Genomic DNA, 21105 nt, shown 5'->3' with positions numbered 1-21105 from the left:
GTTTGTGGCTTAGTAAGTGTACTTGGCCTCGAGGAAGTAGTAACCCCCATTAAATCCAAACGGCGTATTGGTTAATGGATAGACGAAAATACCGTTGAAGTTATTGTCATCTGGGCGTTTTTCAGGATACACATCAAACAAGTTTTGCACACCAGCGGTGAAGCTTAAGGCATCGGTGGCGGCGTAGCGCACGGATAAATCCATCACCCATTGGTCGCTGTAATTCACATCTCCCGTTGAGTAACCCACAGTGTAATCGCCGAAATAGCTGAGGCGAATATTAGTCTTAAAGTCACCTAACTCATGGGTCAGCCCTAGGTTACCGGTATTATGCGGCGTCGCCGAGGTCATGCGAGTTTGTTCGATACGGTCGAAGAGTTTAGGGCCGAGTCCATCCAAAATCTCAGGGAAATTAATATCTTGGATTTCAGTTTTATTATAGGCATAGGCTAAGTTGGCGCGAAAATCCCCCCAATTGCCGAGATCAAAATCTTGGCTGACCACTAGATCGACGCCGCGAGTACGAGTATCGACGGCGTTGATAAAGAAGCGCGCCGATTCCGCATTGGTGCCCGCTAGCGCCGCCGCTACGGCGGGCGAATCATTAGGCGTCACTGAGCTCGACAGAATAATCCGATCATCGATGGAGATTTGATAGGCATCTAATGTCAGCGCTAAACCCGTATCATTGGTGTATACCAAGCCTAAGCTAAATGATTGGGATAGTTCGGGATCTAGCTCATTAATACCCAGTGCTTTGGTCACTGGCGATAGGGTGTTGAAAGTGCCAGACTCAGTTGGCACTAACTGACCCGTGGTGGGATCCGGATTAAACAGGGTAGAGATATTGCTGAAGTACAGCTGTTGTACGCTCGGCGCCCTAAAGCCAGTGTTCACTGTACCGCGCAGGGCTAAGTTATCGGTGAAGTCATAGCGCCCCGCGAGTTTCCAACTGGTGTTGCCACCAAAGTCAGAATAGTTTTCGTAACGCAGCGCCACCGCCCAATAAAACTCAGGGGTTAATTGGTTTTCAAGCTCGACATAAACGCCGGTATTGTCACGGGTTTCATCGACTTCAGACTCGGGAGTAAAGCCGGTGAAGCCTTGGCTACCCGCTGCGCGGTTATCATAACCGCCATTGATGTATGAACTTGGTTCGCCCGCCTCAATCTGATAACCATTTTGGCGCCAAGAGACACCCGTCGCGACTAAAATATCTGAGTCATTCACAAAGTTATAGTAACGTGAGGCATCGATATTCAGGTTCGCTTCGCTGGTGGACAGGGTGCCCGCATCGAATTCCGTCGGGCTGTCAGGGCCGAGTGATGCGTTTAGTGTGTTTACAATGTTGTATTCAAACGAGTTACCGCCATAGCCAGCTGAGGTGTCGATATTCCATTCACCGAGACCGAACTCATAGCCAAGCACTAACGATGAGTCGATGATCTTAGGATTTATCTGTGGTAAAAAACCGTCGGGATAAAGCTCGGTCAAGTTACGGGCATCGAGTGCGCGGCGATAGAACGCACCGGACTTTGTTTCACGCTGGCTAATGCCACCAAAGGCATAGAGTTTGCTGTCGTTTGAGAAGGACTGCGCCGCGTTGATAAATAGACCTAGGTTATCGTATTCCGCATCGCCCACTTGGTGGCTCTTACGGTTGAAAGTCGCTTCGCGTGGGTCATCCGAGCCGTCGGGCAGCTTAGGGTATTGTTGGCGTGGATCTAAGCCGGCGCGGTTGGTGCTGTTTTTATGGTGGGCTTCGACACCAATATTCACAAAACCGTTGTTATTTAAGCTGATCCCATGGTTCACGCCGACACGCCATTGCTCGCCATCCCCAAGATAGGTTTGTCCCGCTTGGGCCGAGATGCTACCGCCTTGGTCGCTGTCCTTTAATACTACGTTGATAACGCCGGCAATCGCGTCTGAGCCATATTGCGCCGAGGCACCATCACGCAGAATTTCGATACGCTTAATCGCCGTCAGAGGGATAGCGTTTAAGTCGACGTTAGATGAACCTTTACCCACAGTGCCACTTAAATGCACCAGCGCCGAGCCGTGGCGACGTTTGCCGTTAACGAGTACTAAGGTGTGGTCGGGCGATAGGCCACGTAAGCTGGCAGGACGCACCGCATCGGAGCCATCGGTCACCGATGAGAAGGGAAAACTGTAACTTGGCGCGGCAAATTGCAGTGCTTTAGCGGTTTCAGTCATGCCGGTCGATTCGAGCTGCTCGGCGGTGATAATGTCGACGGGGGCGACGCTGTCGGTCGCTGTACGCAGGGCGATCCGCGAGCCGACGACTTCAATTTTTTCAAAGTTGCTGGCCTGTTCTTCTGCTTGTACGACAGGAAAAACCAAAGTTGAAGATACTGCTAATGCGATAACGGCTGGACGCATAAAACCTCTCAATGTGGAGTAACCTTTAGGGTGGGAAAACATTGAACCAACGAAAGTAACAATTTGATAGGACGAAGGTTATCACTGTAACAATTGTTACACCTAGACAGAAAAGTGCTAACTCAGAGCTTACTGTTCTAGATAATTACACAAAGCCAGTCGAATATATCGCCACTTAGGGCGTGATTAGTGAAGTGAATAAAATCATCAAGATCCATTGTTCGTGCTGAAGGTTTATCGCTATCGACGGCTGTGCTTTAATGACAGTAAACCTCAGGTTTGAGGCAATTTAAGGAGTTGAGTTTTGCCCGCATTACGCTTTCTTGCTGGCCCTACGGCCTTTAACGTCATCAGGGAGCAAGGTTTGCATCCCGATGCTTTTACACAACTATTGGCCGCATCCGGCGGACCAAAATGGTTAGGGATTGCGGGTCTTGATAAGTATCTCTTCTCGGAATTTTTTAAACAGCGCAAGACACCGCTTTATACCTTAGGTGCTTCGTCGGGGGCATGGCGTTTAGCCTGTTTGGCACAGCAGGATCCACTACAAGCCTACGGGCGTTTAGAGGATTACTATATTGGCCAGCACTATGAAACCGTGCCAACACCGCAGGAAGTTAGTACCCAAGTTAAGGGCGTAGTGCAGGGGATTTTAGGCACGCGTGGCGGTGGGGAAATGGTGAGTCATCCCTATATTCATAGCCATTTAGTCGTATGTCGTGGCAAGCATTTAAATCGTCTTACCCATAAACTCCCCCTCGCGGCAGGCTTAGCGCTCACGGCGGCAACCAACCTTGTGAGTCGCAGGAGTTTAGCCTGGCATTTTGAGCGTGTGGTTTTTAGTCAACAAGTCGCGGCATCGCCTTTTTTACAACTCACGGATTTACCGAGCCAACAGGCCAAATTAACCACTGCCAATGTGAATGACGTCATGTTGGCCACTGGGTCTATCCCTTTGTTGCTCGCACCTGTGTCCAGAATCGAGGGCGTGGCCGATGGTCAATATTATGATGGCGGCATTACCGACTATCACTTTGATTTACCTTTATCCCATGCCAAGGGATTAACCCTGTATCCGCATTTTTATCCGACCATCAGCCCAGGTTGGTTTGATAAATCCTTAAGTTGGCGTCGAGGGCGAGGCCATTACCATAATGCCTTAGTGTTAGCGCCAACGGCTGAGTTTGTCGCATCGCTGCCCTTTGGCAAAATTCCCGACAGAGAGGACTTTAAGCAATTGGATACGGCGCAACGTATCAAATATTGGCGAACCTCAGTGGCCTTGAGTGAGCGCCTAGGTGAGGAGTTTGCCGAGGTGATCGCTAAGGGGAATTTACTGGAAAGGCTCGAGCATTTTTAGACCTGTGAGTATACCGAACACAAAATTCTTTTTTGTACTCAGCGGCTTTAGGAAGGAAATTATTTCTCCTGCTACACTCTAAGTTAATAGGGAATACGAGCGAGTGGATGGCCGTTTCCTTCTATTTGAGGGGCAGGAGGTTGCTATGCAAACACGAGAAATGGCGTTAATTATGCGCGATGCCTTGTTACTGCCACAGGGAAGGATTGAGGTCCGCGTGGTCGAACCTGGTCATCTACGAATGGTCGCAGATGTGTTAAAAGGTAGATACGATTTGGCCTTTGCGGCGATGCGGCCGCGGGGCAGTCCTCCCTGTTATCCTACCGCTACCCAATGCGATATCATCGATTTTAACCAGCTTGAAGATGATTCACTCAGCATAGTGCTCGAAGGGCGGCAGCGGGTCAGCATACTCTCGGCGGCACAGGCTAAAGATAAACTGTGGATGTCCCGTACTTTGCCTTGCCGTAACTGGCAGGAGGAGCCCATCGAAGGTGAGTTTGAATTGATCAGCGCCGCACTCGAGCAATTTTATGAGGTGAACCCGGATTTGCTCGAACTCTACTCCCAAGTACATTTAGAGGATGCGGCTTGGGTAAGTCAGCGCTGGCTAGAGGTATTACCTATGTATAACAAGGATAAACTCTTACTAGTGAACCAACCCGACTGCCATAAAACCATGGATTTTGTGCTGCAACTTATCAAGTCCCATGTGGACTGAAAAACCGCATCGGGGCTAAAATAGCGGCTGTATTTGGCCGCTATTTTTTTATATGACTCAAACCGCCCGCGCAGCTCAGCCCTCCTATGTGGTACTCCCAAGGGAGGTTACCGATAAATCAACCGTGTTTGCCTTTCTCGCGACCCATTTTGCGCGTATAGGTGAGGAGGTGTGGCGACAACGGATCCTCGATGGCAAAGTGCACTGGCAGGATGGCAGTGTCATTAAATTAGACTCGGCATATCGGCCAACGGCGCGGGTATATTATTACCGCGAAGTGCCTGTGGAAACTCTGGTTCCCTTCGAAGAGCAGATCCTCTTTCAGGATGAAAATGTCATCTTGGCCTATAAACCACACTTTTTACCAGTGACCCCAAGCGGTAACTATGTCAATGAGTGCCTAGTGCACAGATTAAGATTGCGAACTGGTATCGAGACGATCGCGCCAGCCCACAGGTTAGACCGTGAAACCGCAGGGGTGATCTTGATGACCACTCGACCCCAAACCCGGCACTTGTACCACCAACTCTTTGTCGACGATGTTATCCGTAAAGATTATCAAGCGATGGCCAAACTGACTCCCAACATTATTGAGCAATATCGAAAGGGCTGTTTGTCATTGCCGCTGCATTGGACGGTGAAAAACCGTATGCAGCCGAGTGAACCGAGTTTTATTATGCAAGTGGTTGAAGGGGACGCGAATACCCACTCTGAGATCAGCCTTGTGGCAATCGAGGGGGATGTAGGCTTATTCCACCTCAGCCCTATTACGGGCAAAACCCATCAGTTGCGTGTGCATATGCTCAGTCTCGGTATGCCATTATTAAATGACAGATTTTATCCAAGGTTATTACCTAAAGGGCCGGATGACTTTACTCAGCCGCTCAAATTGATGGCGCAGCGTTTGCGGTTTATCGACCCTGTGAGTGGGATTTATCACGATATTCAATGTGAAGGATTTATGCTTGCGTCAGCGCCAAGCATTATGTCCACCTAACTAACTGTTCTTAATTATGCTACATCGCAGGGTATCGCACGCAGGTACGCCATTAACTCTTCCCTGAGGGCACCACCACGCCAAATGTATCCATACACAAAAGCCAGTTCGCCCTCCATGGCTCTCGTTCGCAGCGTATCGCTATGCGATGCTCACCATGGCGCAGGGGGCCTGCTTACCGATATCCGGCTTGCCCTATAAAGTGATCTACAATTCGAAACGGCTATTTAGGGGCGACAGGAATAGGGCTTAGATATTCGGTGTTTTTAGGCTTAGCGCGCTAATCCCCGAGATAAGCCCGTATGAGTCGTTACTTTTGTTTAGGTGGCTCGAATAGGGTTTCACTCATATCTCCATGTAAAACAGCGATTTTTTGTCGGCGCACCATTATCTGCCAAGGTCAAGATGCCTATGCCACTCCGATTGACTAAACGTTTGCTTGGCTCGCCATTGGGGCGTCTACCTCGGATCAACAAGCGTTTGCGTTTAGTCAGTAGGTTTAACGGTGAAAAATGACCATAAAACCAACCGTTGAGTTTGTCGAAAAGGGGCAGGAGCTTTTCGGGGAATTGGTTTTTAATACCGCTACAGGTGATCTGGTAAATTTGGGGGCTACTACGCCGAAAGCGGATGCCGATGTCATAGGCGAAGGAGTAATGTACATCGCCGGAGAGGATCACAAATTGCTCCGGTGTTTTACGGTGCATAAAAATACTCAGTAGGCTGTTAGCGGCACCAGGGTGAGCCATCCAGTTTTCGGCGTCCACGAGGAGAGATGCCCCCATCAAGGTGGCCGTGCGTTGCACTGCTTCAATCAATTTGACCCCAAACATCGGTGCCGGTGAGACAATAATGACCTTAGACTGACCGAGTAACTCCTGTTGCAAGTCCATCAGGGCTTCCCAATCCATTAGACCTGAGGGTTTTGCCAGATTTGATTCACTACGCCAGCGGCGGGTGCGGATATCGAGCACTACCAGTTTGGGAAAAGTGTCTAGAGTGTAATGCCACTGCTCAAATTGCAGCAGTTGATCGATAAGCTCATCCTGTAGTTTGGCCTGTGGCTGCTTAAAAAAAGCATCCAATAATGGCCTGATCTCTTTAGAAAACTTATCTGGTGCATTGCCAAGCCCTTGAAATAAAACATAGCCAATCAAGGCATTGCCAATAATACGCTTCGAAAATGCATGCTCGTATGCGGCTTGCTCCCATTTGGCGGTGAGGTTCCAATCGTCTGTGATGTCATGGTCATCAAACATCATATAAACCGGAATATGTGCCATAAAGCGCCTGACTTGTTTCAGTCCCGCTTTAAAGGCGAGTAAGTGCTGCCATTCCTTGCGCCAACGTGCGCTATGGGAGGGTGTTAGACCCTCAACGTCCCTGGGAATATTGACGAGATCCCATAGTTCGGGCGACCAAGTGAGTAGATACAGTGCGATGACTTCACTGAGGCTGACTAAGTGATTTTCGGCGATCGAAGAGGTAAAAATCGGGTGATTACGATACCAATGCCACAGTGCGGTTTTGGCGGGATACTGGGTATGGGGTAGTAGGTTTTTATGCCGCTGATATAGCCCCTCTGGGCGGTAGCGAATGTCTTGGCTACCTTGGATGTTCGCCCCTTCAAATAACTCATGATTAAGGCCGAGTAGTTCTATCACTTGGCCGATAGCACATAGCATGGGGCCTGCAATATCATCCACATAGACCTGATCGCCGCTGAGCATAATCAGGGCCGGGCGTTCGTCTAAGTTGCTCTCTATTATCTGTGATAATCGTGCATCGGCGGCGACTAAAGCATCGTCACTATGGTGATGGGGGTTACGGCAAGAACCATGGCAAATATGGGTTAATTGGGGAGTGAAACGCAGGCTTGGCATAGCAGCCTGGCCGTAGTTCAGCTGGTTTATGGCAGCAAAAATATCCCCATGTTGGGCGGCGAATACTTGGTAGCTCGTGACGCTATTGGGTGTGAGTAACTCTGGACGCGACAGGGTAACAAGGTATTGATGGGCATGTTGTCCGAGTGGCACATGATACAAATCTGTATCCTGTAACGGATATGCTTGCTCGCCTAGGTGTAACTTAAGCTCAGTTAAGGGCTCGCGACTGACAAACCACAGGGTAAAGTGTGAGGCATCGCAGTGGCGCAGCATTGGCCCCGCTAATATTAAGGGAAGTGTTGAACTCAAATTCAGCCTTTTCTAGTTAGGTTTATATGGGGTTAACTTCGGCAAATAAGAGTAAACAAGTGCGTTGAATATGAAAAGCTTTTAGAATCGTAAGCCAAGATTCAGCGTGAATGGTGAAGGGGCATATGGCGAAGATCATGGTAACGGGGGCGACTGGGCTACTCGGCAGGGCTGTCGTAAAACAGCTTGAATTAACAGGGCATGAAGTGGTCGCTACGGGTTTTAGCCGCGCCAGTGATAGCGTACATAGGCTCGATCTTACCCACCCTAGCGAAGTCGCCGACTTTGTCTCCCGTCACAGTCCTCAAGTGATTGTCCACTGCGCAGCAGAGCGCCGCCCCGATGTTTCGGAGCAAAATCCTCAAGCGGCCTTGGCGTTGAATTTATCCGCCAGTCAAGCCTTAGCACAGGCCGCCAAAGCCAATCATGCGTGGCTTATTTATATTTCCACCGACTATGTGTTCGATGGTACTCAACCCAAGTATGCCGAAGATGCCGCGACTCACCCTGTTAATTTTTACGGCGAGTCAAAGCGTAAGGGCGAAGAGATAGTGTTAGGTATTGATCCCGATTTTGCGGTGCTGCGCTTACCTATCCTCTATGGGCAAGTCGAAAAACTCAGTGAGTCAGCGGTGTTGGTGCTGATCCAGCAGCTTATGGATAAACGCCCTCTGGGGATCGATGATTGGGCGGTGCGCAGCCCAACGTCAACTGCCGATATTGCCAACGCTATCGATAAGCTGATTGCCCTGCATCTTCAAGAATCGACAGTGCAGGGGATTTATCACTTTAGCGCAGCAGAGACTATGACTAAGTACCAAATGCTGCTGACCTTAGGGGAGATTTTGCAGCTCAGCACGGCGCACTTAACGCCTGAATCTACGCCGACGGATAGCGCCAAAAGGCCGAGGGACTGTACTTTGAGCTGTTTGCGTTTAGCGGCGATGGAGATTCGCTCTGAAATGAATTTTGCCACTGGCGTGCGCCAAGCATTAACGCAATCGAGTGGTGCACTTGCCACACTCGGACTCACTCTGTAGGTATGGCTATGACTAAGATATTAGGCACGAGTCTGCAGGCCGCCGACCAAGTCGCATTGCTACGAACCTTAGGTCTATTGCTGCAAATTGGTTTAACCACCTTCGCCGCCGATACCTTTGGCCTTAGCCTGCAAATGGAGCCATTAGTCCATGTACTTGTGCTAGAGACCCTATTCCTATCGCTCACACTGGCATTGCGTAAGCCATTATTTGCCAAAGAGAGTGGTCTCTTTATCGCCCTCAGTCTAGACACGCTATTTTGGATATCGTGGTTGCACTTTTCCGGCGGTGCCACCAATGCGTTTATCTCGTTATTATTGCTACCCATCGCGCTTGCGGCAGTAACTTTACCTATCTGGGCACCTGGGGTGCTAACGGCGATATCGACGCTCGCCTACAGTCTGATGATCTTTACCGTGCCAGAGTCACCGATGCAGCACCACGGCATGGACATGAGCTCCCATTATTTGGGCATGTGGTTTAACTTTGTGATTTCGGCATTAGTGATGACGACCAGCGTGGCGCTGATCACTAAACGCATGCGCCGGCAGGACGCACAATTGGCATTTATGCGAGAGGGACAATTGCGCCAGGAGCAACTGCTGGCATTGGGCACAGCTTCGGCACAAATGGCACACCAATTGGCTACACCACTATCAACCTTAAGGCTATTACTCGATGAAGTTAAAGAGGAAAATGGCGATGTTTCTGCGTTAGTGGAAGAGATGGAAACCGCGCTATGTCGCTGTGAGCATACGCTTGCCGAATTACGTTTAGCCACTGAATCGATTCGCGACCGCCGCCAGCGTCCATTGTTATTCGGCGAGCTTATTGACGGGCTTAAACAGAAAACACTGCTGCTGATGCCGCAAACAGAGATCCATTGGTTGATGACCTGCGCCTTTGATAAACTCGCCGGGCAGAACATTTTAACCGATATGAGCCTAACGCCAGCGATCATGGCTTTAATTGAGAATGCTGCCCGCGCTAGCACCGAAACCCTAGGGACGGCGCAGGTGGATATCAGTTTGGATATAGCTCCAAGGGAAGATCAAATCTATCTGCAGATCCGCGATTATGGTACAGGTATCGCCCCTGCTTTATTACCACAACTCGGCACTTTATTAATCGAGAGCCCCAAGGGCCTAGGTATCGCTCTGTTGCTCAGTCATGCGAGTTTAAACCGACTGGGGGCGGAGCTTATCTTGGCTAACCACCCCCAAGGCGGCACAGTGGCACAGATCCGTTTCTCTGTGTTAAGGCCGCAGAGTCAGATCTCCGAGGAGGTAAGCGCATGAAGCGTCTGTTGATTATTGAAGATGACCAAGCGCTGGCAAATATTTTGGCGCGAAGGCTGAGTCGCCACGGCTTTGAGTGTCGTTTAATCCACGACGCTAGCGATGTGCTGCTGGTGGCGCGGGAGTTTCGTCCAAGCCATATTTTGCTCGACATGAAACTGGCCGAGGCGAATGGGCTGGGGCTTATTGTGCCACTGCGTAATCTGTTGCCTAAGGTGACTCTGGTCTTGCTCACAGGTTACGCCAGTATCGCCACCGCAGTAGAAGCTATTCGTCTCGGCGCCGATAACTATTTGGCTAAGCCAGTGGATACCCAAACCCTACTCACAGCATTGGATATGGATAGTCATTCCCATACACTTCAAGAAGATGAAGTCGATGACTCGCCACTTAATCCTAAACGGCTGGAGTGGGAGCATATTCAGCAAGTGCTCAATGCCAATCAGGGCAATGTGTCGGCCACCGCCCGCCAACTCGGTATGCATCGCCGCACCTTGCAGCGTAAGTTATTAAAGAAGCCTGTGGGTGAAGGCGGGCAGGTAAAATAGAGCGGCTTGGATGCTCACCTGTACGTCAAGTATCTAAAGAGGTATGTACTGCTCTAGAAAAAAGAGATGTTTGTCCGATCTTTCCCAGGTAACACACCCGATGCCCCGCAGCGCTTAGCTCGCTGGCAAATTGCGCCATGGCACTAAAGAATGCACAGATCTTTTGCACATGATGAGTCACATAGGTGTTTTCTTGGTGCAATTCTGCAATTAAATACAGTACCTTGGGATCGACTTGCTGATACCAAGTATGCTGGGCATTAAGCTGATCGCCTAAAATCAGCCTAACCGTATGGAAGTGCTGTAATTGCTGCTGTGATTGCTGCCGTAATTGCATTAGGTGGACTCTGGTGGATGACTGTCGCGGTTACACATTTCGCGATGGGATATTGCTGAACATTACGGATTGCAGCACTGTGAGGATCACAAGCTGGGGTATTTGTCGGGATTTCGACAATGAGGTTTATCTAAGTTTGGTTTGATTGCTTTTAAAAGCAAAGTCAAAGTCGTGGGGCTTCAACCCACACCCGACCAAGAGGGGATCAACAGCAATTCCCTCTTGGATCTCCCTTGCCGCCCCTAGCGAAGTTACATGCATTGATTAGTGGCTTCGTGCTTATTCGAAAATAGCTAACGCTTCCGATGGTACATCCTGTACCCCGAAAGCTAACTCGGCATCCATGCCTCGCTCACGCGATTTCCTTCAACGCCCTTCAGCAACTTCGCAGGGAAAGGTGAACTTCTAAAGTTTCGGCGTTGCTTACTCTTATGTTAAAAGAAGACTAAAACTCTATCTTCCTAAAATTGAATAATGGGTGTTTCAATAGAATTCCCAGTTTTACTTAACCAAATGAGCAGACGGGTTGTAACATACAAGTCTTGCTATTCGTTAAACCTAAAAAATTTATCAGCAACAGGGATGTACCATGTCTGACAACTCAGTAAATTCAAATGATTACCCAAAAAAACTAATACCACTACGTATTAACCCTCCCAATGTTCATGACGAGTGGCCATGTGCTGCTGATAAGCTGGATCGCAGTAAGGAGATTGAAAACCTGACCCCAGTGCTGCTAAATGTTGAGGCGCCTCTTGTGTTTGCTATTGATGCTCCATGGGGGGGCGGCAAGACGACCTTTATTAAACTGTGGCAGCAATTCCTGAAATATGAGGGTAAAGAGAGTCTTTACCTCAACGCATGGGAAAGTGATTTTGCCGAAGATCCGCTGCTACCTATGCTATCTGTACTAGATGACTGGCTAGCAACACAATCTGGCAAGCCCGCGATAAAAGAAGCGTGGAATAAGGCCAAAGAATGTGCTCCAGGGATCATCAAAGCGACTGCTGTGGCTGCAGTAAAAGCCGCTACCTTTGGCGCATTGGATCTGGGTAAAGAATACGAGAAACTTGCTTCTGATTTAACTGGTGATGCAGTTGGTAGCTTGGTCGATAGCTTTAACGTAAAACAAAAATCTTTGGCCAAATTTAAGCATCAGTTGTCTGTTGCACTGGATGCTTTGCCCGAGGACCAAGCCAACCTAATAATATTTGTCGATGAACTTGATCGTTGCAAACCTACTTATGCTATTGAGGTGCTGGAACGTATTAAGCATTTATTTGATATCGACCGTTTGGTATTTGTACTTGCAGTGAATCGTGATCAACTCAGTAAGAGCATTCAAGGTGTCTACGGACCGAGTTTCGATGGACTAAATTATCTTAAACGCTTTATCGACCTAGACTACAGCCTGAGAATTCCAGATAGGAAGGCATATATACGGGTTAAGCTACAACAGCAAGACTTACAAAATCACTTTGCTAAGCGGCTAGAAGGGCGCAACGAAATTGAAACTGTTGTAAATATGTTGTTTTGGCTTTGCGGGCGTTTTGATTACACATTAAGGGATATTGATCAACTGATCACTAGGTTGCGTTTGATTATTCGCTCAATAAATAAAAGGCAGGATCTTTATGCCGTAGTACTGCTGTGTATGCTGGTACTTCGTCAGGAGGATAATGCCCTTTACCAACGTTTTAAGCTGGATGTGAGTTGTACCAATGACGTAATCGCATTTTTGCTGGAAGGCGATATTAAAACCACACCTCTTCCAAAGTCATTTGGCACTATATGTGGTTGGCTTATCAAATCTGGATATGATGAAGATAGAAACATCGATTTGGATCCAATAATTGCTCCATGGGAACAGTTAAAAGATGAACTTGCCCAAAATGATCCGCGTCAAAGAGAATTGACTAACTTAATCCAATTTGTTCGAAGTATTGACTCGTGGAGGAATTATTCTGATCTGCGCGGAATGGCATTTAACCGGATTGAACTGATTAGTCAGATAGATATCGCTGACTAATTATATGCAATGACTCGAAGCTAGGACATGCAAAACTCTCTAGATACTAACAGCCAACACAGAAGTTTCAGGAGTTCACTATCCCCTCGGAGTTGCCGCAGGGCATTTGCGTTCGTTGCGTGAGCGAGGCATGGATGCCGAAATAGCGTCAGTCGAATCAGGGACGAGCGTCTGACGCGATAGCATTAGAACGCTTAATGCCCAAGGGGCTTTCAACTCCGTCGGGGACGCCGAGGGATATCCAAAAGGGGAACAGGCGCTTTTCCCCTTTTGGTCGGGTGTGGGGTGAAGCCCCACGACTTTAAACTAAAAAATATTACTGATAGTTTCAGTTAACGTTGCGCTTAATTACTTGTGTAAAGTACTCACAATAACCCCGCAATCATTCGATTGCGTTAACCAATCCCGTTTGTATCGCATAGCTCTCTAGCTTGATATCAAGATTATCCAAATCTTTATAAAACTCATCATCGAGTTGATTGAGTCGGGCTTCGGCTACTGGATTATCGGTTGCGGCGAGGCGTTGGTCTCTGTCGGTAGGGACGGGATGGTCGCCAAATACCGCCTGTTTAGCCTGTTGTAATAGGACTAACGAATGCATAGCGCCTATTTGCTGAAGGCCGCGCTCGGCAACAGCATAATGCTCACCCGATGAGTTATCGAAATACTGAATAAAGCCGCCGTTGTAGACTTCGCCTGAAAGACAATTGACTGCGTAATAGTGCTGCGCCGCTTCGCTTAGAGTGTGAAAGCCCTGTTTATCGTCATGCACCTGCACCACAATATCTCGCCACAGGGCTCTAAAAGGGCAGGTTTTATCTAATTCCCGCTCCTTTTGGTAATAGGCTTTTGCCTGCTCGATATTTTCACGATTACCATTTTTACAGGGCATACATAAGCCCGCGTTGCGCTCGGCGGTGCTGGGCATGATTAAGGTTTGGCAGGCTGTGCAGGGGACTTTTTCCGACATTATCTTTCCTTAGATACTCAAGTCAGCAAGAGGGGTAACAGATTCACAAGCTACCCATTGTAAAATGACCTGTTTTTAGAGTTAAAGCATACGCAGAGATTAGCGGAATTAAGCACTGGAATAACAGTGCTTAATCTATAGCCGAATACTCTTAAACTTCTGTCGTTAGCTGTAATGTAATTGTTTAAATCTCACAATTAATAGCCAGCTAACCTAATGTATTAGTTGTACTTTATATTCATCGCGATCAGGGGTTCACGGGAGGCTTTTTCTGCGCGCAGTCGGGCTAAGTAATTTTCCCATAAGTCCACTTGGTGGGTGGCGAGATCGTAAAGCACTTTCCATGAGAATAGGCCGGTATCGTGGCCATCGTCGAAGACGATTTTTACGGCGTAATTGCCCACGGGTTCGATACTGGTGATATTGACGTTTTTCTTGTGGGTGACCAGTTTGGGATTGCCGTGACCATGCACTTCGGCGGAGGGCGAGTAGACTCTGAGCATCTCGCAGCTGAGTTGATACTGCTCACCATTATCGAAGCTGATTTCTAAAATGCGGGATTTACGTTTTAATTTGAGGTCGATGACATTGGGGCTTGCAGTGGTCATAGGTTGGCTACCAAAAAATGCTGGGGATAAGATAACGGCTCATTAAAATAACACTTAGTTAATGTAGCCCTTAGCGGCTAAGGATACAAAGGGTATGCCTTAGCCGTGATCACAGTTTTACACTTAGGTACTGGTTTGACATTCACTGAATACCAAACCAGCCTAAGGGCCAAGCACAATCGACTTTGACCGTTTACAAGCTTTGAATGCTTAGAGGATAAAGCGACTTAAGTCTTCGTCTTGGACTAAGTTATCTAAGTGAGCACTCACATAGTCGGCATCAATTACAAACGAACTGCCGGATTTGTCGGATGCCTCATAGGAGATATCTTCCATCAGTTTTTCCATCACGGTATGCAGACGACGGGCACCAATGTTTTCGGTACGCTCGTTCACCTGCCAAGCCGCCTTGGCAATGCTTTCTATGCCCGATTCGGTAAACTCGATTTTCACGCCTTCGGTGCCCATTAGCGCCACATATTGCTCGGTGAGCGAGGCGTGTGGTTCGGTCAGAATACGTTTAAAATCATCGGCCGATAGCGCATCTAACTCAACGCGGATCGGCAGACGGCCTTGCAGTTCTGGGATCAAATCCGATGGTTTAGACATCTGGAATGCGCCCGAGGCAATAAACAGAATATGGTCGGTTTTGACCATGCCATGTTTAGTGGTGACAGTGCAGCCTTCAACCAATGGCAGTAGATCGCGCTGCACGCCTTCACGGGAGACATCTGGGCCTGAGGTTTCGCCACGTTTACAGATCTTGTCGATTTCATCGAGGAACACTATGCCGTGTTGCTCAACTAATTCAATGGCTTGTTCCTTTAAATCTTCTTGATTCACCAGCTTGGCCGCTTCTTCTTCGATCAACAGCTTAAAGGCCTCTTTGATCTTCATCTTGCGGCGTTTTGCTGGCGCTTGGCCCATATTTTTTAAACAGGCTTTGCAGTTGGTTGGTCATTTCTTCCATGCCCGGTGGTGACATGATTTCGATGCCCACCTGTGGCTGCGCCACATCGATATCGATTTCTTTGTCGTCCAATTGGCCTTCACGTAGCTTCTTGCGGAAGACCTGACGCGTGTTTGAGCTAGAGTCGGTTTCAGTGTTGTCCCAGTCATTTTTCGGCTTAGGCAACAGGGTATCGAGAATGCGTTCTTCGGCGTGTTCTTCGGCGCGCTGGCGACACTTGCCCATTTGTTGTTCGCGGGTCAGCTTGATGGCAATGTCGGTCAAATCGCGGATAATCTGCTCGACTTCCTTACCCACATAACCGACTTCGGTGAACTTAGTGGCTTCAACTTTAATAAAAGGCGCGTTAGCCAGTTTGGCAAGGCGGCGGGCAATTTCAGTTTTACCGACACCGGTTGGGCCTATCATTAGGATATTTTTTGGAGTGACTTCTTGACGGAAGTCGGCATCCAATTGCATGCGGCGCCAGCGGTTACGCAGGGCGACGGCAACGGAGCGTTTGGCCTTTTTCTGGCCAATGATATGTGCATCCAGCTCGTGGACAATCTCACGGGGGGTCATTTCAGACATAATATTCCTCACGGGCTGTTTAGTAATTGAGTTCTTCAATTGTCTTGAATTGGTTGGTAAATACGCAGATATCGCCCGCAATAGTTAAGGATTTTTCGGCGATTTCTAGCGCCGATAACTCGGTATTTTGCAGTAGGGCGAGCGCTGCAGCTTGTGCATAATTACCACCCGAGCCGATAGCGACTAAGTCATATTCTGGCTGCACTACATCACCGTTGCCTGTGATGATCAGTGAGGCTTCTGCATCCGCCACGACCAGCATAGCCTCAAGTTTGCGCAGTATTCGGTCAGTCCGCCAATCTTTAGCGAGTTCGACGGCCGAGCGCAGCAAATGACCTTGGTGCATTTCGAGTTTGCCCTCAAAACGCTCGAATAGGGTGAAAGCATCGGCGGTGCCACCTGCAAAGCCTGCGAGTACCTTATTGTGGTATAAGCGACGCACTTTCTTGGCGTTACCTTTCATGACGGTATTGCCTAGGGAGACTTGGCCATCGCCGGCGATGACAACTTGATTATTACGGCGTACTGATACGATAGTGGTCACTTGTGAATCCTCTTCTCTGGCCCGAGGGTTAAATCGCTCGGTGGATGATGGAGTAGATATGGGGATCGATGGCAATAATTCAAGTTATAGCGACAAATGCCAAAGGAGTCTGCGATCTTTCTCGCTCCTTTGGCAATAAAATGAGTGCTTAATGGGAAGAGAGTCTATCGCCCTGTCTAGATGAAGGCATCGGGGGATTAAGCTCCCTATTTACGGGCGTGTTTTTCTAATGATTCTTTCAATGCCTGTTGCTGCGCAAGGCAATCTTGCTTCGCTTTGCCCGACATATCATTACAACTCTGTCCTTTATCTGAGCCTTCTAACATGGCCGCTGCAACATAAACAGCGGCATCGGCTGCATTGCATTCTTGTTTACTATAGGGGGAGTGCGCATCACACTTGGCATTTAATGGCCCAACACAGCCGCTAACACAGGTTAATGCTAAGATACTAAAGCTAAGTAATATTAATGGTTTAAACATTGATTCTTCCATGATTTTATCATTATCTAACGCGGTTAGGAATTATATAGCTGGTTTGCAGCTAGGGCCTAGGGTAAATCATGTTATTTTTGCTGTAGTGACGATATCGAAGGGTGGTATTCGTTTGTGGGATGGATAAAAAAATCCCCGAGGGAACTGGCGCCCTCGGGGGAAGGTTCAAAAGCAGTGGATCTTTAATGCCTGCGGGCATAAAGGAGAGAACCTGAGCCGAGTGTGGCAGTTTATTGCTCGAGCGACAAAGCCAAAGTGACAAACTGCGACAGCTTGTCGCAGGTAGGATGAAAGTTGTGTTGTTACTGTATCTTGAATGGTCTAGGAAATATGGGGTTAGTTGATAATGAATCATGGCTGGCGAGAGGGGGATGCGAGTATTTAACCGATACAGGGCTCTGATTTATAAGACAGAATTCAGATTCCCTACGTGTTGTACTAACTCCGCCATATTGTTTACTTCGAGTTTTTTCATAATCTTAGCGCGATGCACTTCGATGGTTCGTAAGGATAAATACATGGCCTCTGAGATTTGCTTATTGGTCATACCTTGGATCACATGGGCCAACACTTGCTGCTCGCGTTCGGTCAGTTGGGCAAATTTATGCTGTAGGCTCTGTTGTCCAAAACTGGCTTGGCTTTCCCTATGGGCTTTTTCAATAGCTTGAACCAAGGCTTTGCCCGATACGGGTTTTTGAAAAAAGTCGCAGGCGCCCTTGCGAAAGGCGCTCAGTGCCATGGGTAAGTCGCCGTGCCCCGTTAGAAAGATAACCCCTAGCGGGCTTTGGGTTTCGAGCAGTTTTTGCTGCACTTCTTGGCCGGTGATCTCCGGCATTCGGCTATCTAAGATCACGCAGCCCGCTTGGGTTAACGGACATTGGGCTAAAAAGTCTCGGCCACTGTTAAAGGTTTGTACTTGATAGCCAAATTGCCCGAGCATAAAACCCAAGGAGTCGAGAATCGCTTCATCATCATCGACTAAATACAGTGGCAGTTTGGTGGACATGGTTTCCCTTGCGGTGGTTTGCTACTACATCAGCTTAAGCCTGCCCTGTAGTAGGCTCAATTTTAAGCCTAGGTCTTGGGAGGTGTATCACTAAATTAGCCAAATGCCATGGGGTCAATCCCAGAGTTTGGCGCCATTCACAGCTTAATTCTTGCCTAGGGCATAGAGTATTTCGAATACAAAGGCATATAACACAAGGCGATAGCAATGGGAGTTTGGTGTAGGGCGCTGGTGGTGGGTTGCATCTTGAGCCTGATGGGGGTCAATCTAACCTATGCCGATGAAGAACTTCCTGTGAATGAATTTAGAGTGGGGGTCTTGGCCAATCACGGGGTGTTACAGGCGAAACAACGCTGGCAACCTATGATGGATTACCTCAGCGAAAAAGTTCCTAATAGCCGTTTTGAAGTGGTGCCCGTCGATTTTAATGGTATGCGTAGCCAGTTACTCAGCCACGACTTGCAGTTTATTGTGACTAACCCCGGCCAGTATCTGCACTTAAGCAATAACTTTCCGCTATCTTGGCTCGCGACCATGAAGAGCCGCAAGCATCAGGGCAGCACTTTTACCATAGGCGCCACTATTATTGTGCGCGCCGATAGCCCAATCCGCAGTCTGCAGGACTTGCGAGGCAAGAATGTGGTCGCCAGCGATCCGCAGGCGCTGGGTGGCTATCAGGCGGCGATGGGATTACTGCATAAGATGGGCTATCTGCCGGAGCAATTCTTTGGCCAGGTACGATTTCTCGGATTCCCTTTAGAACCGCTGATCTACCAAGTGCGCGACGGTAATGCCGATGCCGCCATTGCACCTTTTTGCACCTTAGAGGAAATGATCGAAACCGGGCTTATCAATCAGGCGGATTATCGAGTCATTCATCCAACCAATCCGCCCGGATACGATTGTGAGGTCAGCACCCAGCTTTATCCTAACTGGTCATTTGCGGCGGCGGATACCGTCTCTCCACGACTCACCATGCAAATTACCCGTGCTTTGTTTGATTTACCCGCCGACCATGTGGCGGCCATTACCGCCGATACCTTAGGTTGGACTGCTCCTGTGAGTCAGCTAAAGGTGATTGAATTATTTAAAGAATTGCAGCTGCAAGGCGCAGCACCGCCCCTGTATCAAACCGTCTATAAATGGATGGAGAAAAATAAAGAGTGGGGCGGGGTATTGCTGCTGATCTTTATCGTGTCGACCATTTATCATCTGTGGCTCGAATATAAATTCCGTCAAAAGAGCGAGTTTTTGGTCAGCACCGAGCGGCAGTTAAAAGATAAAGCATTGCAATTAGAACGGTTGCAGAGTGCGGCGATTCTAGGGGAGATTGGCGCGGGGCTGGCCCATGAGCTGAATCAGCCCATAGCTGCTATCACCCAATATAGTGAAGGCGCCATGTTACAGCTAGAAAGGCTTGGGCAGGATAATCCTGAACTCTATGATATTTTGGGTAAAATCAATGCGCAATCGATACGAGCTGGGGCTGTTGTGCACCGTATTCGCGGTTTGCTTAAGCGCCGTCAGGCCAAGGCCGAATCGCTGAATGTCACCTTAGTGGTCAAAGAGGCTTTAGCCCTATTACGCCGTGAGCTAGACCGAGCTGGCGTACAAGTGACTGTGGCAGTTGAAGGCCATCCCTTTGAATTAATGGGTGATACTGTTGGCTTAAGTCAAATGTGGGTCAACCTAGTGAAAAACAGCTTAGATGCACTTGAGGCCTGCAAGGATAACCGGGCGCGGCAACTAAGGATTGAGATCTATTACCACTCCAGTGAAATCAGGGTATTAGTCATAGATAATGGCGAAGGTTTACAAGGGCAGGCTAGCGAGTTAATGGCCTCGTTCGCCTCTACCAAAGATGCGGGGCTCGGTTTGGGATTAGCGATATGTAAGGATGTGGTTAGCCGTCACCATGGCAGTATTCAGATTGAAAACTGCCAGCAATCGGCACACGCACAACTACCTTGGCAACAGGGCTGCGTGGTAACTGTGGTCTTGCCTAAAGGCTAGTGTTTTCCCTTTAATAACCTGAAGATGCAGCTAGCCTGGGTATGCCTTTTTATGGATTTAAAGTAAGCCAAAATACATCTAAGGTGCTGGGTATTCTTGGCTAAATTGCTGCAGTTTTTGGGCTAAAAACTCTATGGTGCGACGTATTTTATGACTAGGGTAGTCGGTTTGAAGATAGACCAATTGCAGTGGCACCGCAGGAGCGAGTTTATCGGCTAAGATAAGCTTTAGCCTGCCTTCGGTGACATCCTGCGCCACATCGAGCCAGCTCTTATAGGCGATACCACGTCCCGCCAGTGCCCAGTCACGGATCACGGCGCCATCGTTACAGAAGCGTTTTCCTCTGACTTCAATCTCTACGGTTTCACCATTATGGCTAAATTTCCACTTCTGCCATGGCTCGCCGCCCCGATTTAAGATCAACACTTGGTGCTGACTCAGTTCATTCAGTGTTTGCGGTTCGCCATATTGCGCAAGATAAGCGGGGGAGGCGACCAGCACTCTTGGGGTCATCGACAGTTGGCGCCGCTTTAGATTGGAATCTTCAAGCTGACCATAGCGTAGGGCCAAATGGATATTTTGATCGATAAGATCCGCCATATGGTCGCCAAAATAGAGTTGGATCGACAGTTCTGGCGCGCTATCCATCAATTCATCTAACCAACTGCGGATCCTGCTGCGACCAATATCCGAGGGCAGGGCAATACGTACTTCACCTTTGAGTTCACCCCTATGTTCGGCCAAATTGGCGGAAGCTGTTTCGAGTAAGGCGAGTGCTGGCTTGGCGGCGTCGAGAAATATTCGCCCTTCTTCCGTGAGTTGCAATCGCCGTGTCGAGCGAGCAAACAGCTGACAGCCTAGCTTTTTTCAAGCCGTTGGAGGGCGGCGCTGGCGGCGGCTGGCGTCATGCCGATCTCCTTGCTGGCGGCGGAGAGGCTTTCGAGCGCGGCGATACGCAGGGCGAGTTGCAGATCGTTTATATGATACATATCAAATTATTTT

14 protein-coding genes and 4 pseudogenes are annotated in these 21105 nt (G+C 48.6%); 8 read left to right on the top strand and 10 right to left on the bottom strand.

Features of this window, described 5'->3' with window-relative positions; all coding sequences use genetic code 11:
* Positions 1-9: 9 nt before the first annotated feature.
* On the bottom strand, positions 10-2403 hold the full coding sequence (locus tag SOHN41_RS16415; RefSeq protein ID WP_037459447.1) for a TonB-dependent receptor plug domain-containing protein: 2394 nt from the start codon (positions 2401-2403) through the stop codon (positions 10-12).
* Positions 2404-2707: 304 nt separating this feature from the next.
* Between SOHN41_RS16415 and SOHN41_RS16410 the strand changes: the two genes are divergently transcribed.
* The 3 genes from SOHN41_RS16410 (at position 2708) to SOHN41_RS16400 (ending at position 5481) form a co-directional block, all read left to right on the top strand.
* Positions 2708-3763 (top strand): hypothetical protein, encoded by a 1056-nt coding sequence (locus tag SOHN41_RS16410; protein ID WP_007651165.1) that lies wholly within the window; start codon positions 2708-2710, stop codon positions 3761-3763.
* A gap of 145 nt (positions 3764-3908) precedes the next feature.
* Positions 3909-4484 carry an LON peptidase substrate-binding domain-containing protein gene (locus SOHN41_RS16405; protein WP_007651163.1) on the top strand — a complete coding sequence of 192 codons (576 nt, stop codon included), beginning with the start codon at positions 3909-3911 and terminating at the stop codon, positions 4482-4484.
* Between the two features lie 52 nt (positions 4485-4536).
* A complete protein-coding gene (locus tag SOHN41_RS16400; RefSeq protein ID WP_007651161.1) occupies positions 4537-5481 on the top strand; it encodes a pseudouridine synthase in 945 nt (314 codons plus the stop codon).
* A gap of 310 nt (positions 5482-5791) precedes the next feature.
* Here SOHN41_RS16400 and SOHN41_RS16395 read toward each other — a convergent pair.
* A pseudogene (locus SOHN41_RS16395) lies at positions 5792-7640 on the bottom strand (alkaline phosphatase family protein).
* A 161-nt stretch (positions 7641-7801) separates the two neighbouring features.
* Here SOHN41_RS16395 and SOHN41_RS16390 point away from each other — a divergent pair.
* The 3 genes from SOHN41_RS16390 to SOHN41_RS16380 are packed head-to-tail and all read left to right on the top strand — an operon-like array spanning position 7802 to position 10562.
* Positions 7802-8716 carry a dTDP-4-dehydrorhamnose reductase family protein gene (locus SOHN41_RS16390; RefSeq protein WP_037459445.1) on the top strand — a complete coding sequence of 305 codons (915 nt, stop codon included), beginning with the start codon at positions 7802-7804 and terminating at the stop codon, positions 8714-8716.
* 8 nt (positions 8717-8724) lie between these two features.
* Positions 8725-10014: a sensor histidine kinase gene (locus tag SOHN41_RS16385; protein WP_007651152.1), complete on the top strand. Its 1290-nt coding sequence runs from the start codon at positions 8725-8727 to the stop codon at positions 10012-10014.
* Entirely contained in the window at positions 10011-10562 is a 552-nt protein-coding gene (locus SOHN41_RS16380) for a response regulator transcription factor (RefSeq protein ID WP_007651150.1), read from the top strand. Before SOHN41_RS16385 ends, SOHN41_RS16380 begins: the two co-directional genes overlap by 4 nt.
* An 85-nt stretch (positions 10563-10647) precedes the next feature.
* Here the strand turns inward: SOHN41_RS16380 and SOHN41_RS16375 are convergent.
* Positions 10648-10899, bottom strand: a pseudogene (locus tag SOHN41_RS16375) (cryptochrome/photolyase family protein); the annotation flags it as partial.
* A gap of 589 nt (positions 10900-11488) precedes the next feature.
* On the opposite strand from SOHN41_RS16375, the gene SOHN41_RS16370 reads away from it, so the two are divergent.
* Positions 11489-12928, top strand: coding sequence for a KAP family P-loop NTPase fold protein (locus SOHN41_RS16370; protein ID WP_050801851.1), 1440 nt, complete (start codon positions 11489-11491; stop codon positions 12926-12928).
* 382 nt (positions 12929-13310) lie between these two features.
* Here SOHN41_RS16370 and SOHN41_RS16365 read toward each other — a convergent pair whose 3' ends face one another.
* The 6 genes and pseudogenes from SOHN41_RS16365 to SOHN41_RS16340 form a co-directional block, all read right to left on the bottom strand.
* Positions 13311-13898, bottom strand: a complete 588-nt coding sequence (locus SOHN41_RS16365) for a DMP19 family protein (RefSeq protein WP_007651143.1) — start codon at positions 13896-13898, stop codon at positions 13311-13313.
* Positions 13899-14119: 221 nt separating this feature from the next.
* Complete coding sequence (locus tag SOHN41_RS16360; RefSeq protein ID WP_007651141.1) at positions 14120-14506, bottom strand: gamma-butyrobetaine hydroxylase-like domain-containing protein; 387 nt, start codon at positions 14504-14506, stop codon at positions 14120-14122.
* 210 nt (positions 14507-14716) lie between these two features.
* Positions 14717-16046, bottom strand: a pseudogene (hslU, locus tag SOHN41_RS16355) (ATP-dependent protease ATPase subunit HslU).
* 19 nt (positions 16047-16065) lie between these two features.
* A complete protein-coding gene (gene hslV, locus SOHN41_RS16350) occupies positions 16066-16590 on the bottom strand; it encodes an ATP-dependent protease subunit HslV (RefSeq protein WP_007651135.1) in 525 nt (174 codons plus the stop codon).
* A gap of 206 nt (positions 16591-16796) precedes the next feature.
* Positions 16797-17072, bottom strand: coding sequence for a hypothetical protein (locus tag SOHN41_RS16345; RefSeq protein ID WP_007651134.1), 276 nt, complete (start codon positions 17070-17072; stop codon positions 16797-16799).
* A gap of 415 nt (positions 17073-17487) precedes the next feature.
* Positions 17488-18090: a response regulator transcription factor gene (locus SOHN41_RS16340; RefSeq protein ID WP_007651131.1), complete on the bottom strand. Its 603-nt coding sequence runs from the start codon at positions 18088-18090 to the stop codon at positions 17488-17490.
* A 207-nt stretch (positions 18091-18297) separates the two neighbouring features.
* Between SOHN41_RS16340 and SOHN41_RS16335 the strand changes: the two genes are divergently transcribed.
* Complete coding sequence (locus tag SOHN41_RS16335) at positions 18298-20103, top strand: sensor histidine kinase (RefSeq protein ID WP_007651130.1); 1806 nt, start codon at positions 18298-18300, stop codon at positions 20101-20103.
* Between the two features lie 78 nt (positions 20104-20181).
* Here the strand turns inward: SOHN41_RS16335 and SOHN41_RS16330 are convergent.
* Positions 20182-21092: pseudogene (locus tag SOHN41_RS16330) on the bottom strand (LysR family transcriptional regulator).
* Positions 21093-21105: the final 13 nt, after the last annotated feature.

Origin of the sequence: Shewanella sp. HN-41, from assembly GCF_000217915.1 — a bacterium.
In the GTDB taxonomy this organism is placed as follows: Bacteria; Pseudomonadota; Gammaproteobacteria; order Enterobacterales; family Shewanellaceae; genus Shewanella.
The sequence above is the reverse complement of the archived record's forward strand: the minus strand, read 5'-3'. Positions and strand labels throughout refer to the sequence as shown.